Below are 14,615 nucleotides of genomic sequence, written 5' to 3'. Positions count from 1 at the left end.
GGGGACTGCGTGCACAGATACGGCTACAAGTTGGCTGCTCTGGGCTTGGCTGCGGCGATCGTCGGGGTCATCGCGTTGTCGGTCGCGTCTTTCAACCAGGTGTTTGTCGCTCGCGTCCCGATCACGGTGATCGCGGAGCGCGCGGGGCTCGTGATGGATCCGGGCGCGCGGGTGAAGATGGCCGGGGTGACCGTGGGCTCGGTGGAGTCCATCACGCCGACTGACGACGCCACCGCACAACTGTCGTTGTCGATCGATCCCGAAGCGCTCGAATCGATTCCGTCAAACGTGAATGTGGCGATCACGTCGAACACGGCCTTCGGCGCGAAGTTCGTCAGCCTGTCCTCGCCGGAGCAGCCGAGTAGTGCGCGACTTGCCGCCGGAGCGACGATCGACGCATCCCGGGTGACCGTCGAGCTGAACACGGTGTTCGAGAAACTCACCACCGTGCTCCGGACGGTGGACCCGGGCAAACTCGATTCGACATTGGGTGCCCTCTCGACTGCTCTGCAAGGACGCGGCGAACGGCTCGGGGTCGCACTCGAACAAGCAGATTCCTCCTTGCTCGAATTCAACACTGCACGTGAGGCTCTCGATCATGTGTTGACGGATTTACCAGCCGTCACACAGACCTACCGCGACGCTGTTCTCGACTTGATGGACACCCTCGACTCGCTCACGACGACGGGAACCACTGTTCTCGACGAGCAGCAGAATCTTGATCTCCTCTTGCTCAACGTGATCGGGGTCGCCCGCACCGGAGAAGATGTACTGGGAGCCAACGCCGCCGGTATCGACACCGTTCTGTCGTTACTGCGGCCGACCACCGCACTGCTCGAGGAATACTCCCCGGTGATTCCCTGCATGTTCCACGGACTGCAGGAGAGCAAGAAGATCGGCGACGGCGCCTACAACGGACAACCAGGAATCAAGATGTCGATCGGTCTGATCGCCGGAACCGAACCGTACCGATATCCCGACGACCTCCCGAAGGTCGCGGCAACCGGTGGCCCGCAGTGTATGGGCCTTCCACTGCGCGACCCGAACGTCAATGCGCCGTACCTGGTGACCGACACCGGGGTGAATCCGTTTGCGCCCGAGCGTCAGCCGAACGGTGGGCAACCGATGAACACGGTCCCGGATCTGATGAGCTACCTGTTCGGGACGGAGATCCGATGAAAGTTCGTGGGTACACCGTCAAGTTCGGAATTTTTGTTCTGGTGATGATCCTCGTCAACGCCGGGCTGATCCTCGTGTTCGGCCAGATGCGAGGTGGCGACGCGAGGTCGTACTCGGCGGAGTTCGTCAACGCCTCCGGGCTCAGAGCCGGCGACAAGGTGCGCATCGCCGGTGTGCCGGTCGGTTCTGTCGGCTCCGTCGAATTCGGTGGGAATCACCGTGCCCACGTGAGTTTCAGTGTGGATACGGGTGACACCGTGACCGTATCGACCAGAGCCGCTGTTCGATATCAGGATCTGGTGGGTAATCGATACCTCGAACTGCTCGACGATCCGGGGATCGCGGAACCGCAACCGGAGGGCGAGAGCATCCTCGTCGATCGCACCGCACCGGCACTCGACCTCGATGCGCTACTCGGTGGTTTCAAGCCGCTGTTTCAAGCCCTGGACCCGGAGCAGGTCAACGCGTTGTCGATGTCCTTGCTCGAGGTGTTTCAAGGCCAGTCCGGAACTGTGGCATCGGTGCTGGCGCACACCGGATCGATTACGAACACTCTCGCAGACCGCGACCAACTGATCGGTCGAGTGATCGGCAACCTCGACGGTGTGCTCAGCGAATTGCGCAGCCGCGGTGGTCAGTTCAGTGACACTCTCGATCACCTACAACAGCTGGTCAGCGGGCTCGCGGCGGACCGGGAGATGATCGGGACTGCCGTCGAGAGTGTGAACACCGCATCAGGCGCCTTCGCCGATCTCCTCGCCGGAGTTCGCCCGGACATCGCGGGAAACCTGTCGAAGCTGGACGCAAGCCTGAATCCGCTGATCGAGCAACAAAGTGAGCTCGATCGGATTCTCGCGTCCATGCCCTCGAACTACAAGCAGCTGATCCGAGTCGGCTCGTACGGGTCGTTCTTCAACTTCTATCTGTGCGGAATCGCACTGAAGGTCGACGGTGCCGACGGTACGCCGCTCACTGTCGACCTGGTGGATCAGACGACCGGAAGGTGCGCACCACGATGAGAGAGATGGCACAGAGCCAGGCCGTACGCGTGGGGGTCGTGGGATTGGTCGTCACGGCCGCCGTCGTATTGGCATCGCTCCAGTATCAGAATCTGCAGTTCCTGAAATCGGGTGTCGGGTACAGCGCGGTGTTCGCCGACGCCAGCGGTCTCGCGCCGGGAGACGAAGTCAACGCCGCCGGAGTGAAGATCGGAACGGTGGATCGGATCGAGGTCGAGCACGGACTCGCGCGCGTGGATTTCACACTGGAAGGCTCGATCGGTTTGGGAGAAAGCACATCGGCGGCCGTCACCACGATGTCGTTGCTCGGCAAGCGAGCGGTATCGCTCGATCTGGACGGTCCGGGAAGGATCGCGGTCGGCGGCGAGATCCCGGTCGAGCGAACAAGATCGGCGTACTCGCTGCCCGACGTGCTCGGTGACCTCACCACGACGGTCGAGGACATCGATCTCGACCAACTCTCCGAATCGCTCGACGCAGTGGGGCAGGTGATGTCCGACAGTGCGCCGAACCTGAGGCCGGCGCTGGACGGTGTCGCACGGATCTCCGACAGCGTCAATAGACGCGACGACATGTTGCGCACCTTGCTGTCCGATGCAAACGACGTCGCCGGGACGCTGGCCGAGCGTGGACCACAGGTCAACGCGCTACTCGTCGACGGCAACGCCTTGTTGGGAGAACTGGATCGGCGACAGGCGGCGCTGGGGGAAGTGATCACGAACATCTCGGCGTTGTCGACCCAGCTGAGCGGACTCGTCCACGACAACGAGGCGCAATTGCAGCCGGTCCTCGGCAAACTCGACACGGTTGTCGGAATTCTGCAGAACAACAAGGACAACCTTTCTCAGGGAATCGACGGTCTCGGTACGTACGTGGGCACGCTCGGTGACACCGTGGCCAGCGGCCCCTTCTACTACGCCTACGTCCAGAACCTGGTGCCGGCGCAATACACCCAACCGTTGATCAACGCGATGTTCGGGCTACCACCTGCGCCGCTACCGATTCCGGAGGTTCGATGATGGGTGCCTTACGAGTTCGCAAACCGGTGAACTGGCGCCGAATCGCCGTCGTTGGTGGAAGCGTCATCGGTGCGGCGATCGTCGTCGTGTCGGGATACCTTGCGGTGCAACATCTGCGCTACTACAACGTGACGGCCTACTTCACCTCGACGACCGGTCTGTATGTCGGTGACGACGTTCGTGTCGTGGGAGTCGACGTCGGCCGCGTCACCGCGATCGCCCCACAGGGAGATCGAATGCGCGTCGAACTGAAATTGGCGCGCGAGGTTCCCGTCGCCGAGGACGCGAAAGCGGTGATCGTTGCCCAGTCGCTGGTCTCGGCCCGCTTCGTGCAGTTGACGCCGGCGGTGACGGACGGCGCCGACGCACTGAATGACGGTGCGGAGATCCCACTCGACAGAACGGCCGTCCCGGTCGAGTGGGACCAGATCAAGGAACAGCTGGGCCGGGCTGCCGACGCTTTGGGCCCCGTCGGGGACGATCGCGGTCCCGCCGCCAACTTCCTCGACGGTGCCGGATCCGCACTGGCTGGCAACGGGGAAGCGCTGGGGCGCTCGGTGACCGAACTCTCGGAGGCTATGAGCACACTCGACGAAGGCGGAGCCGATCTGTTCGGCACCATCCGCGGCCTGCAGACCTTCACGACCGCACTCGCCGCAAGCGACGAACAGATCGTTCAGTTCCAAGGACGACTGGCAAATGTCTCGAGTGTGCTCGCCGAGAGCCGGACGCAATTGGCTCCGGCTCTCGCCGATCTGGACGCCGCCGTCGTCGACGTACAGCGGTTCGTCGAACAGAACCGAACCGGCTTGACGGAGCAGATCGCGAAGTTGGCCGACGTGTCCCAGGTATTGGTCGACAAGCGCGCAGGTCTCGAGAAGGTACTGCATCTGGCTCCGACAGCGTTGTCGAACTACTACAACGTCTACCGGCCGGCCCAAGGAGCGATGGTGGGTGTGCCCGCATTCCAGAACGTCGGCAACCCGATCGACTTGATCTGCGGCGGAATCGCCGGCCTGGCCAACGACACCTCGAAGAAGGGCGCGGATTTGTGCATCGAATACCTCGGCCCGTTGCTCAACACGATCAAGGCGAACTACCCGGACCTGAGCATCAATCCGACCCGGGCGCTCGGGGCTCTTCCGGACCAACTGGTGTACAGCGAGCCTGATCTGGAACCGACTGGCGCCTTGAGCTTTCCGATCATGCCCCCGGCGCCTGACCTGGCCGGACTGCTCATGCCGTCGACGGAACCCCGATGACTACCCGGAGGTGGGTGACAGTCTGTGTGGGGGCGAGCACCGTGCTGGTTCTGGCGGGTTGCCAATGGAGCGGGCTGAATTCGGTTTCGCTGCCAGGCGCGGCTGGGCGCGGTGAGGGGAGTTTCGCAGTCGTGATCGAGATGCCGGACGTCACGTCGATAAGTCCCAACTCTCCGGTCATGGTCAACGACGTGACGGTCGGAAGCATCAGTGCGATCGAGACCGACAACTGGCACGCACGGGTGACGGTTGCACTCGACGGTTCGGTGTCCCTGCCCGCCAATGCGACTGCCAAGATCGGCCAAACCAGCCTGCTCGGGTCCAAACACGTTGCGCTTGCGCCGCCTACCGATGTTGCGCCGGAAGGGCGGTTGTCGGAGGGATCGGTGATCCCCCTCGCGTCGGCCGGCGTCTATCCCACCACCGAGGAAGCGTTGACGGCACTGTCATTGGTCCTCAACGGCGGCGGGCTCGCTCAGATTCACAGCATCACCACGGAGCTGAACACGGCGCTCGGCGGACGGACGGATGCGGCGCGCGACCTGCTGAGTCAGATGGATACCGTGACCGAAACACTCGACCGCCAACGTGATGCGATGGTCACGACCATGGAGAATCTCGACGTCTTCGCCGGCGAGATCACGGCTCAGCGAGACGTTCTCGGTGAGGCGTTGGAGACCCTTGATCCGGCCTTGGCGGAACTCAGCGCCCAACGCGTCGACCTGACCACCGCCCTCGATGCGGTCGGCAGGTTCGGGGACGTCGGGACCGATCTGGTCGACCGGACCCGCGACGATTTGAAAGCCAATTTGAGCGCCTTGGAATTGACGCTGCAGAAGGTGGTCGAAACAGGACCGGACCTGATCAACAATTTGGGCAACCTGAGTACCTTCCCCTTCCCCCAGACGACCATTGACGACGGAATGCGCGGCGATTACACCAATTTGTGGGCGCTGATCGACCTCACGAGTAATCGTCTCCAGTCGGGGCTCGGCTTCGGCACTCCGTTCGGGGCGCCGCAAACCCCCGTGGAGAACGGAGTACTGGTCGATCCCTTGACCGCCCCACTCGGCACAGGGCAGCCCGGCCCACCTGGCACAGCGCAACCCGCCCAGGGAGGTGGACGATGATTCTCACGAAGTTGGTGCGAAGGCAATTGACGATCTTCGCGATCCTGGCGGTGATAGGCATGAGCGCAGCGGCTATCTCGTACCTGAGAGTTCCGACCATGCTCGGCATCGGGCGCTACTCGGTGACAGTCGAACTGCCGGACGCCGGCGGCCTGTATCGGAACGCGAACGTGACCTATCGCGGCGACACCATCGGTCAGGTCAGGTCGGTGCGTCTGTCTCCGGGAGTGGTACGCGCCGAATTATCTTTGGAGAGTGCGGTTCCCGTTCCCTCCAGCGGGCTCACAGTAGCGGTGCGAAGCGTGTCGGCAATCGGCGAGCAATACGTCGACATGCAACCGAGCACCGCGGACGGACCCTTTCTGACCGACGGAGACGTGATCGGCCCCGACGCTGTCACGATCCCGACCGAGATCGGACCGGTCCTCGATCAGGCGCAGGCGATGCTCGCATCCGTACCGCAGGACAAGTTGCGATCGGCGATCGACGAGTCCGCGGCAGCTTTCGGAGGCAGGGGCGAGGATCTGGCTCGTCTGCTGGATTCGACCACTTCGTTCGTCGATCAGATGTCCGCTGCCACAACGCCGGCTACGACGCTCGTACAGCAGTTGGATCCGCTCCTGCAGACACAGGTGGTGACGGGCGATCAGATTCGCCAGTGGGCGTCCAGTGTCGCTCAACTCAGTGGACAGTTGGCGGTCGCCGACGGGTCCGTGCGCAATATCCTCGAGACCGGACCGGGCTTCGCGACTGAAGCCGACCTGCTGTTTCAAGGCCTCAAGCCCACTTTGCCTGTGCTGCTTGCCAATTTCACCAGCACCGCTCAGGTGGCTTTGACGTACAACGCCGGGTTGGAGCAGGTGCTCGTCATCTTGCCGCCACTGGTTGCGGCACAGGAAACCGTTGTCCAACGCGGGCAGGTGGACGGCGCCGCGAACGTCAACTTCCACCTCCAAGCGCAGGACCCCGCGGCGTGCTCGACCGGTTACCTTCCGGCCGATCAGCGACGGGACCCGACCCAGATGAGTGTGCCGGACACCCCGGCTGATCTGTACTGCAAAGTTCCGCAGAACTCGGTCTTCGCAGTTCGTGGATCCCGGAACATTCCCTGCATGGAGGTACCGGGCAAACGAGCACCGAGCCCGGAGATCTGTCGGAGCCCCGAAGCGTACGTGCCGTCGGGGACCAATGCGCCCGGCGAGTTGTACACCGGGCCTGACGGAGTCGACTATCAACACACGGAGTTGGCTCCGGCTGACTCCGGCCCGGGGGAGGGTGAGCCGTGGCAACAGTTGCTGACGCCGACGAATCGCTGAGAGGTGAGGTGCTGGATCCGGTCGGAGGGAAGCGCGGTGTACTCACTGCCCTGGTCTGGATTGCACTCGCGGCTCTGAGCGTCGTTGTGGTCTTCGGTGCTCTGGCAGTTCGATCGGACCGCGCGCGAGAGTCCCAGCGTCAAGAGTACGTCGACGGTGCGGTCGCAGGAGCCCTCGCTCTGATCGACGTTCACTCCGCCACAGTCGACGAGGACCTCGAGACACTGCAGTCGCTGAGTACGGGAACCTTTGCCGACGAACTGAAGTCCGGCGAATCTGCGTTCGTCGCGTCCATCCGTGATTTTGCCGTCGATTCCGACGGGCGTGTCGACACCGCAGCCTTGGCATCGGAATCCGGTAACTCGGGGGTGGTGCTGATCGCGGCATCTGCTCAGGTCGGCAATTCAGCGGGAGAGTCTTCGGCGCGCACCTACCGTCTGCGCGTCGGTGTCGAGGACGTCGACGGGCGGGTACTGATGTCGAGTGTGGAGTTCGTGCCGTGAAGCGCATGGTCATAGCGCTTGCAGCGTTGGTCTTGATGGGAGTCGGCGGCACTGCGATCTGGAGTCACCACCGTTCGGGGGACGCTGAAACCGCACGTGCCGAGGTGATCGGTGTGGCGCCCACGCTCGTCGAGAAGCTCCTGAGCTACAACAGCGATACCGTCGACGACGATCTCGCACGAGCGGCCGAAGGCGCCGGCGGATCGTTTCAGGACAGTTTCACCGAATTCGGATCGAAAACAGTTGCCCCACAGTCGAAGGAGCAGGGAATCAGCACGAAAGCCCGAGTCGTCGATGTCGGTGTGCTCTCCGTTGCCGCGGACCGCGCGGAAGTGCTCGTGTTCGTCGATCAGATCACGACGAGTACCGCGCGGCCGGCACCAGCGTCGACGTCGAGCCGAGTCGAGGTGACACTCGATCGAGTCGACGGCACATGGCTGGTGAGTGCCATGACCCCCGTCTAGTGAAGGTTGTCGCGGCCCGCCATGATCAGCCTGGCAGTGACTTCGAGCCGGTCTGCGATCTGCGAATAGGACTCGTAACCCATGCCGGCTCGAACAAGCGCTCCGGACCAGGAGATTTCGAGTGCTTCGAGTACGTCGGGATCGTATGACGGCCCCAGCGCCTCGATGAGCCGCTCGCGGATGTTCTTGCCGATACGTCCCCGAAGGTGTTCGACGTCGGGATCATTGCCCATCATCGCCGTGGTCACGGCCGCGGCCAGCTCCGGTTCGTCGGAAACGAGGAGTGCGACGCTTCGAAGGACCGAGCAGACCTGCGCTTCTCGTTCCGCCTCGGGGGAGGGCTCGTGCGGTACCGCGTCGAGTCGGCGCCAGAACAGTTCTGCCACAAGGTGACTCTTGGACGAAAAGTAGGTGTATGCCGTGGCTGCGGCGACACCGGCTTCCGCTGCCACCATTCGCACAGTCAGATCGGCAAACCCTTTGTCGCGCAGGACCGTGATCGCTGCCGCGGTCAATCGATCGACGGTTTCGGCTTGCTGCTGTGTGAGCCGTCGACGAGTGGACTCGAACTTGGTCTTACCAGACATGTGTCCAGACACTACGGGATCAGGCCCGTGCGAGCAAAGTGTGCGCTATCGCTGCTCGTTCTCGCTCCCGCTCGGCGTCATGTCTCGCTCCCGCTCGGTGGGACAGAATTTCGAACCCCCGCGATCGCTAAGTCCATGTGTTAGAACGATTTCTAGAACATGTTCGGAAACTGTGCCCAGAATCAGAGAGGCTGACGATGACGAAGTGGGACGAGACGTGCGACGTACTCGCTGTGGGATCAGGTGGTGGACTCACCGGCGCGTACACGGCAGCCCGCGAAGGCCTCGACGTCATTGCGATCGAAGCAACCGACAAGTACGGCGGAACAACGGCGTACTCGGGCGGCGGCGGAATGTGGTTCCCGTGCAACGCCGTTCTTCGTCGGGGCGGGGACGTCGACACCATCGAGGATGCGCTGGAGTACTACCGATCAGTGGTGGGTGATCGTACGCCCGCCGACGTTCAGGAAGCCTACGTTCGAGGTGGCGCCGGGTTGATCGACTACCTCGAAGAGGACTCGAACTTCGAGTTCCAGATACTGCCGTGGCCCGACTACTTCGGTGAGGAGCCCAAGGCTCGCGCGAGTGGACGGCACATTGTTCCCAAGCCGATGAACGCGAACATGCTGGGTGCGCTTCGTGATTCGCTTCGTCCGCCGCTGGCGACGGAACGGCTGGGGGAGAAGTTGCCGAAGTACCTCGTCGGCGGCCAGTCGTTGATCGGTCGATTCCTGTTGGCTCTTGCGGAACTCCCGAACGCCACCATGCACCTGAAGACCACTCTCGAGGAACTGGTTGTCGAGGACGGGGTGGTGGTCGGAGCCGTCGTCGACCGAGATGGTCGGCGTCGAACCATTCAGGCACGCAGAGGAGTGATCCTCGCCGCCGGTGGATTCGAGCAGAACGAGACCATGCGTGCCGAATTCGGTGTCCCCGGATCCGCTCTCGACACGATGGGCTGCCCCGGCAACCTCGGGAAGGCGCACCAGGCGGCGGTCGCCGCGGGTGCCGACACCGACCTGATGGGCGAGGCCTGGTGGTCGCCGGGACTCACCCATCCAGATGGGCGCTCCGCGTTTGCGCTGTGGTTCACCGGCGGAATCTTCGTGGACGACGACGGTCGTCGATTCGTCAACGAATCAGCGCCGTACGACCGCTTGGGTCGCGCTGTCATCGAACACATGCGGGCAGGGAAAGTAACCACGCCGTACTGGATGATCTACGACAACAGAGAAGGCGCAGTGCCGCCGGTGAAGGCACCCAACGTACCCATGGCCCAGACGGAGCAGTATGTGGCTGCGGGGTTGTGGAAGAGTGCACAGACACTCGAAGACCTCGCTGCCCAGATCGATGTTCCCACAGCGGAACTGGTGGAGACCGTGAAGCGATTCAACGCGTTTGCGGCGACTGGCGTCGACACGGACTTCGGTCGAGGAGACACTGCGTACGACCGCGCCTTCTCTGAGGGGGCTTCGCCGCTCGTACCGATCGATCAAGGGCCGTTTCACGCTGCCGCTTTCAGCATCTCCGACCTCGGGACCAAAGGTGGTCTACGGACCGACGCGACCGGGAGGGTGCTCAAAGCCGACGGTACGGCGATTGCCGGGTTGTACGCGGCGGGGAACACGATGGCAGCGGCCAGCGGGACTACGTACCCCGGCGGTGGAAACCCGATCGGAGCGAGCATGCTGTTCAGTCACTTGGCTGCTCTCGACCTCGCGAAGCTGCCGTCTTGATCATCAGTCGCTCGTCTCGGGGATGTGGTCAGGCCTTGCCGAGTCCGGCGGCGATTCCCTTGTCCAGTTGGGTGAGCATTGCTGTACCCAACGACGAAAGCTGGGCGACCTGGCGATCGTCGAGGCCCTCGAAGAGGAGACCTTGAACTGAGGCGACGTGCGGCGGTGCGGCCGCGACCACCTTTGCCATTCCCTCGTCGGTGAGCACTGCGTTGGAGCCGCGGCTGCCACGAATGACTTCCCGTTTCACCCAGCCGGCCTTCTCCATCTTCGTGATCACGTGCGAGAGGCGGGACAGGGACGCGTTCGCGCGCTGGGCCAGTACCGACAACTGGAGCTTGTGGTCGGGGGCGTCCGAGAGTGCCGCGAGTACGAAGTATTCGAAGTGTGTGAGTGCCGAATCGCGTTGTAGTTGAGTGTCGAGTGCGGCAGGCAACCGTGTCACGAGAGCGATCAGTGTCAGCCATGCTTCTTGCTGCTCGGCTGTGAGCCACTTCGTCTGAGACTGCGCGTCGGGCTGCGCGGTCGGTTCACTCATCGGTGACTTCTCCTTCGGGTCGAGCATTCTTCGTGCACGGAGCGTGCTTGTGTACAGCGTCTCAGACGCATGTCCAGAAGAATCCTGCGGGGAATAGTTGCGGGACGCAAGTGTTGAGTTCTATATTAGGTTGAACCTTCAACTTACGACGAATGTCTATCCCGAGGAGTCCGTATGTCCACCACAACCATGCCTGCGCTGTATCTCAGCCACGGTGCTCCGCCGCTGGTGGACAGCGCGTTGTGGGTCGACCAGTTGGGGGCGTGGGCCGGCGATCTTCCGCGGCCGACGGCAATCCTCGTCGTATCGGCGCACTGGGAATCAGCACCGCTGACGATCGGATCGACGACCACGGGCACCCCGCTCATCTACGACTTCGGTGGTTTTCCCGAGAGGTTCTACCGCGCGAAGTACAACTCTCCCGGCGCTCCGGAACTCGCCGCCCAGGTTGCCGCGTTGATGCCGGACAACGAACGCGTGGTTCAGCAGCCGAATCGAGGCCTGGATCACGGTGCCTACGTGCCGCTCACGGTGATGTACCCGGACGCAGACATCCCGGTACTGCAAATTTCGCTGCCCACCCTCGATCCCGAGCGTTTGCTCCATCTCGGACAGCGCCTACGGCCACTCCGTGAGCAAGGTGTACTGATCGTGGGATCCGGATTCACCACGCACGGGCTACCGTTCCTGCGCGATCCGTCACCGGAGGCACAGGCCCCGGGATGGTCGGCGGAATTCGACGCGTGGGCAGGGGAGAGGTTCGCTGCCGGTGACGTCGATTCCTTGATCGACTTCCGCGCTCAAGCTCCCGGGATGCCGTACGCGCATCCGACCATCGAGCACTTCGCCCCGTTGTTCGTCACGCTCGGTGCGTCATCCGATCCGGAACAGGTGCCCACCCAGGTGATCGACGGATTCTGGATGGGGCTTGCGAAGCGCTCGATTCAGGTCGCCTAGAGATTTCAAATCGCGCAGAGAATCAGGTCGCCCAGGTGGGTCAGCTTCGATTGCGAAGGAACTCGAGCGCCTGGTCGCCGTGGGTGTTGGCGCGTAGTTCACTCGAGATGACTTTGAGGACGGTGCGGTCGGTGTCGATCACGAAGGTCGAGCGTTTGACCGGAGCCAACTTGCCCAGGAGTCCGCGCTTGACGCCGAACTGTTCGGCTACCTTGCCGTCGGTGTCGGCGAGTAGGGGGTAGTCGAAGGATTGTGCGGTGGCAAAGGTGGACTGAGCTTCGACCGTATCGGTGCTGATGCCCGCTCGCGAAGCGCCCACCGCGGCGAATTCGCTGCCGAGGTCACGGAAGTGGCACGCCTCGGCGGTGCACACCGGCGTCGAGGCTGCCGGGTAGAAGAAGAGGACCAGGGGTCCGTTCTCGAGCAGGCTCGTCAGCGAGCGCGGAGTCCCGTCCTGGTCGGGCAGTGAGAAATCGGGAGCGAGTTGGCCTGGTTTCATTCGGCCGAGGTTACCCGCGCACGACGACCGTGTGGGGGAGCCTGGGATGATGGAGGCATGCACGGCGAGCCCACCTCCATGTCCGCACGGTCGTCCGACACCGCGATCGTCGGTGACGCGTCCGATTCCACCACCACCCGGGAGCAGTTCCGTGCCCTCGCAGCTGAGCACCGGGTCGTTCCGGTCACTCGGAAAGTGTTGGCGGACTCCGAAACTCCGCTCTCGGCATACGAGAAGTTGGCCGGCAATCGTCCAGGCACCTTCTTGCTCGAGTCGGCCGAGAACGGTCGTTCGTGGTCGCGGTGGTCGTTCATCGGCGTCGGAAGTCCGGCTGCACTGACCGTCGTGGACGGAGAGGCGGCCTGGTACGGCAACGTTCCGGCCGGCGCTCCGGCCGGCGGCGACCCGATCGACGCGCTCGGTGCCACCCTCGAGCTGCTTCGTTCGGAGCGGCTGCCCGACCTGCCCCCGCTGACCGGCGGAATGGTCGGATTCCTCGGCTACGACGCGGTGCGGCGCCTCGAGAGATTGGGTGACTCCGCGGTCGACGACCTGCAGATCCCCGAGATGGTCATGCTGCTTGCCGCCGACATCGCCGCAGTCGATCACCACGAAGGGGCGATCACCCTCATCGCCAATGCCGTCAACTGGGACGGCACGGACGAGCGCGTCGACACGGCGTACGACGACGCAGTCGCAAGGTTGGACGCGATGACTCGTGCTCTCGCGGCGCCGGCGAAATCGACGGTGTCGACATTTTCGAAAGCGACTCCGAACTACCGTCGTCAGCGCACCACCGAGAGCTTCGGTGTCGATGTCGAAAAGTTGATCGGCGACATCGAAGCGGGCGAGGCATTCCAGGTAGTTCTCTCGCAGCGATTCGAGATCGATTGCACTGCAGCACCGATCGACGTGTACCGGATGCTGCGAGCGTCGAACCCCAGCCCGTACATGTATCTGCTCAACGTGCCGAACGGTGATGGAGAGACGGCGTTTTCGATCGTCGGTTCGAGCCCTGAGGCACTGGTAACCGTCGCCGAGGGCGTCGCGACAACACACCCGATCGCTGGAACCAGATGGCGCGGTGCCACAGAGGAGGACGACATCCTGCTCGAGAAAGATCTCCTCGCCGACGAGAAGGAAAACTCCGAGCACCTCATGCTCGTCGATCTGGGGCGAAACGATCTGGGTCGTGTCTGTCGCCCGGGCACGGTGAAGGTGCACGACTACCGGCACATCGAGCGGTACAGCCACGTGATGCATCTCGTATCGACGGTCACCGGACATCTGGCCGAGGGAAAGCACGCTCTCGACGCCGTCACCGCATGCTTCCCCGCTGGAACCCTCTCGGGGGCACCCAAGGTCCGAGCGATGCAGCTGATCGAAGAACTGGAACCGACCAGGCGCGGTATCTACGGCGGCATCGTCGGCTACCTCGACTTCGCCGGCGACGCCGACACCGCGATCGCGATCCGAACGGCATTGATCAAGGACGGGATCGGATACGTCCAGGCGGGCGCCGGCGTCGTCGCCGACTCGGATCCGGTCTACGAGGACACCGAGGCCCGCAACAAGGCGATGGCAGTGCTGAGCGCGATTGCGTCGGCGCACACCCTGCGCACCATCGGAGGTGACGATCAGTGAGTGAGAACGAGTCGAGTGCAGCGGAGCCTACAAGCGTTTCTCGTGGCACCGCCGTGCCGAGAACGCTTCTGCTGGCGTTGTCGGCAGCAGCTCTGTGGGGCAGCTCACGAATGACGTGGGTTCATCTGACCTCGAGCGACGGCAAGACGCTGGAGAGGACGACGGATCTCGACGGCAGCACCTGGGCGGCGGCGATGACTCCGCTCGCGCTCGCGCTTCTGGCGGCGATCGCGGCGTCGTTTGCGGTGCGAGGTTGGGCACTTCGGGTAGTCGGACTGTTGGTTGCCCTCGTCGCCGTCGCGGTAGCGGTTCCGGCAGTGCAGTTGTTGGTGTCCGGAGCCTCTGCGGACCGAGCGGTGGAGTTGGCCGAGTTGTCCGGTCACCCGGAAGATCTCTCGACGACTGTTTCGGTACTGCCTGCCTTGCTTGCGTTGGTCGGAGCGGTGGCGGCGCTTGGCGCGGCAGTACTTCTGATGCGCAAACCTCCAGTGCGAGGCGGGTTGTCGTCGAAATACGACAACCCTGCCGCGCGCCGCGAGGCCGCGGCCAAGCTTGGTCAGGGAGACAAACCTGCATCGGACGAGCCTGTGACACAACGGATGTTGTGGGATGCGCTCGACGCCGGAGAGGACCCGACAGCGACTGACGGGGACGACGGAGTTGGGGGAGACAACGGCGCGAAACCGGGGTCGTCCCACTGAGTAAGACTGAACCTTCACCTGCGTGGGTACCCCGACGGAGTAGCAAAATTTCGTCCCACTA

General features: G+C 63.2%; 15 protein-coding genes. 12 read left to right on the top strand and 3 right to left on the bottom strand.

The features are described from left to right. The first annotated feature begins 9 nt into the window (after nucleotides 1-9). From ATN37_RS04670 to ATN37_RS04635, 8 genes are read left to right on the top strand one after another with little or no spacing between them, the layout of a single operon-like run. Nucleotides 10-1,179 carry an MCE family protein gene (locus ATN37_RS04670; protein WP_064689619.1) on the top strand — a complete coding sequence of 390 codons (1,170 nt, stop codon included), beginning with the start codon at nucleotides 10-12 and terminating at the stop codon, nucleotides 1,177-1,179. After that, nucleotides 1,176-2,198 (top strand): MCE family protein, encoded by a 1,023-nt coding sequence (locus ATN37_RS04665; protein ID WP_081557938.1) that lies wholly within the window; start codon nucleotides 1,176-1,178, stop codon nucleotides 2,196-2,198. The genes ATN37_RS04670 and ATN37_RS04665 overlap by 4 nt, the downstream gene beginning before the upstream one ends. Beyond that, nucleotides 2,195-3,217 (top strand): MCE family protein, encoded by a 1,023-nt coding sequence (locus ATN37_RS04660; RefSeq protein WP_030536766.1) that lies wholly within the window; start codon nucleotides 2,195-2,197, stop codon nucleotides 3,215-3,217. The genes ATN37_RS04665 and ATN37_RS04660 overlap by 4 nt, the downstream gene beginning before the upstream one ends. Then, nucleotides 3,217-4,479, top strand: coding sequence for an MCE family protein (locus tag ATN37_RS04655; RefSeq protein WP_030536765.1), 1,263 nt, complete (start codon nucleotides 3,217-3,219; stop codon nucleotides 4,477-4,479). The genes ATN37_RS04660 and ATN37_RS04655 overlap by 1 nt, the downstream gene beginning before the upstream one ends. Beyond that, the gene (locus ATN37_RS04650; protein WP_198035648.1) at nucleotides 4,476-5,609 is read left to right on the top strand and encodes an MCE family protein; all 1,134 of its coding nucleotides are present in this window, start codon (nucleotides 4,476-4,478) and stop codon (nucleotides 5,607-5,609) included. The genes ATN37_RS04655 and ATN37_RS04650 overlap by 4 nt, the downstream gene beginning before the upstream one ends. After that, complete coding sequence (locus ATN37_RS04645) at nucleotides 5,606-6,925, top strand: MCE family protein (RefSeq protein ID WP_081557936.1); 1,320 nt, start codon at nucleotides 5,606-5,608, stop codon at nucleotides 6,923-6,925. Before ATN37_RS04650 ends, ATN37_RS04645 begins: the two co-directional genes overlap by 4 nt. Continuing rightward, nucleotides 6,892-7,428, top strand: coding sequence for a hypothetical protein (locus tag ATN37_RS04640; protein WP_231915200.1), 537 nt, complete (start codon nucleotides 6,892-6,894; stop codon nucleotides 7,426-7,428). The genes ATN37_RS04645 and ATN37_RS04640 overlap by 34 nt, the downstream gene beginning before the upstream one ends. 5 nt (nucleotides 7,429-7,433) lie before the next feature. Further along, nucleotides 7,434-7,892, top strand: a complete 459-nt coding sequence (locus ATN37_RS04635; protein WP_232330054.1) for a hypothetical protein — start codon at nucleotides 7,434-7,436, stop codon at nucleotides 7,890-7,892. On the opposite strand, the gene ATN37_RS04630 is transcribed toward ATN37_RS04635, so the two are convergent. Beyond that, nucleotides 7,889-8,479 (bottom strand): TetR/AcrR family transcriptional regulator, encoded by a 591-nt coding sequence (locus tag ATN37_RS04630; protein WP_003943994.1) that lies wholly within the window; start codon nucleotides 8,477-8,479, stop codon nucleotides 7,889-7,891. The two genes, ATN37_RS04635 and ATN37_RS04630, sit on opposite strands and share 4 nt — an antisense overlap. A gap of 197 nt (nucleotides 8,480-8,676) precedes the next feature. Here ATN37_RS04630 and ATN37_RS04625 point away from each other — a divergent pair, with 197 nt between their 5' ends. Then, the gene (locus ATN37_RS04625; protein WP_162114711.1) at nucleotides 8,677-10,215 is read left to right on the top strand and encodes an FAD-binding protein; all 1,539 of its coding nucleotides are present in this window, start codon (nucleotides 8,677-8,679) and stop codon (nucleotides 10,213-10,215) included. 28 nt (nucleotides 10,216-10,243) lie between these two features. Here the strand turns inward: ATN37_RS04625 and ATN37_RS04620 are convergent, their stop codons facing one another. Then, nucleotides 10,244-10,753: a MarR family winged helix-turn-helix transcriptional regulator gene (locus ATN37_RS04620; RefSeq protein WP_030536759.1), complete on the bottom strand. Its 510-nt coding sequence runs from the start codon at nucleotides 10,751-10,753 to the stop codon at nucleotides 10,244-10,246. A 174-nt stretch (nucleotides 10,754-10,927) separates the two neighbouring features. Between ATN37_RS04620 and ATN37_RS04615 the strand changes: the two genes are divergently transcribed. Then, on the top strand, nucleotides 10,928-11,710 hold the full coding sequence (locus tag ATN37_RS04615) for a dioxygenase (RefSeq protein ID WP_003944012.1): 783 nt from the start codon (nucleotides 10,928-10,930) through the stop codon (nucleotides 11,708-11,710). 40 nt (nucleotides 11,711-11,750) lie between these two features. On the opposite strand, the gene ATN37_RS04610 is transcribed toward ATN37_RS04615, so the two are convergent. After that, nucleotides 11,751-12,209 (bottom strand): peroxiredoxin, encoded by a 459-nt coding sequence (locus ATN37_RS04610; RefSeq protein ID WP_007728696.1) that lies wholly within the window; start codon nucleotides 12,207-12,209, stop codon nucleotides 11,751-11,753. Between the two features lie 57 nt (nucleotides 12,210-12,266). Between ATN37_RS04610 and ATN37_RS04605 the strand changes: the two genes are divergently transcribed. Then, entirely contained in the window at nucleotides 12,267-13,853 is a 1,587-nt protein-coding gene (locus tag ATN37_RS04605) for an anthranilate synthase component I (RefSeq protein WP_007728697.1), read from the top strand. Beyond that, nucleotides 13,850-14,554 carry a TIGR02234 family membrane protein gene (locus ATN37_RS04600; RefSeq protein ID WP_030536757.1) on the top strand — a complete coding sequence of 235 codons (705 nt, stop codon included), beginning with the start codon at nucleotides 13,850-13,852 and terminating at the stop codon, nucleotides 14,552-14,554. Before ATN37_RS04605 ends, ATN37_RS04600 begins: the two co-directional genes overlap by 4 nt. Nucleotides 14,555-14,615: the final 61 nt, after the last annotated feature.

The organism is Rhodococcus sp. MH15, assembly GCF_019266045.1.
Taxonomy (GTDB): Bacteria; Actinomycetota; Actinomycetes; order Mycobacteriales; family Mycobacteriaceae; genus Rhodococcus_F; species Rhodococcus_F qingshengii.
This window is presented reverse-complemented; position numbering and strand designations above follow the sequence as displayed.

Bases quoted from the DNA above. Each gene is read 5' to 3' on its own strand.
- ATN37_RS04610 (WP_007728696.1), bottom strand. From the start codon at position 12,209: ATGAAACCAGGCCAACTCGCTCCCGATTTCTCACTGCCCGACCAGGAC.
- ATN37_RS04630 (WP_003943994.1), bottom strand. From the start codon at position 8,479: ATGTCTGGTAAGACCAAGTTCGAGTCCACTCGTCGACGGCTCACACAG.
- ATN37_RS04665 (WP_081557938.1), top strand. From the start codon at position 1,176: ATGAAAGTTCGTGGGTACACCGTCAAGTTCGGAATTTTTGTTCTGGTG.
- ATN37_RS04660 (WP_030536766.1), top strand. From the start codon at position 2,195: ATGAGAGAGATGGCACAGAGCCAGGCCGTACGCGTGGGGGTCGTGGGA.
- ATN37_RS04645 (WP_081557936.1), top strand. From the start codon at position 5,606: ATGATTCTCACGAAGTTGGTGCGAAGGCAATTGACGATCTTCGCGATC.
- ATN37_RS04635 (WP_232330054.1), top strand. From the start codon at position 7,434: ATGGTCATAGCGCTTGCAGCGTTGGTCTTGATGGGAGTCGGCGGCACT.
- ATN37_RS04615 (WP_003944012.1), top strand. From the start codon at position 10,928: ATGTCCACCACAACCATGCCTGCGCTGTATCTCAGCCACGGTGCTCCG.
- ATN37_RS04625 (WP_162114711.1), top strand. From the start codon at position 8,677: ATGACGAAGTGGGACGAGACGTGCGACGTACTCGCTGTGGGATCAGGT.
- ATN37_RS04655 (WP_030536765.1), top strand. From the start codon at position 3,217: ATGGGTGCCTTACGAGTTCGCAAACCGGTGAACTGGCGCCGAATCGCC.
- ATN37_RS04650 (WP_198035648.1), top strand. From the start codon at position 4,476: ATGACTACCCGGAGGTGGGTGACAGTCTGTGTGGGGGCGAGCACCGTG.
- ATN37_RS04620 (WP_030536759.1), bottom strand. From the start codon at position 10,753: ATGAGTGAACCGACCGCGCAGCCCGACGCGCAGTCTCAGACGAAGTGG.
- ATN37_RS04605 (WP_007728697.1), top strand. From the start codon at position 12,267: ATGCACGGCGAGCCCACCTCCATGTCCGCACGGTCGTCCGACACCGCG.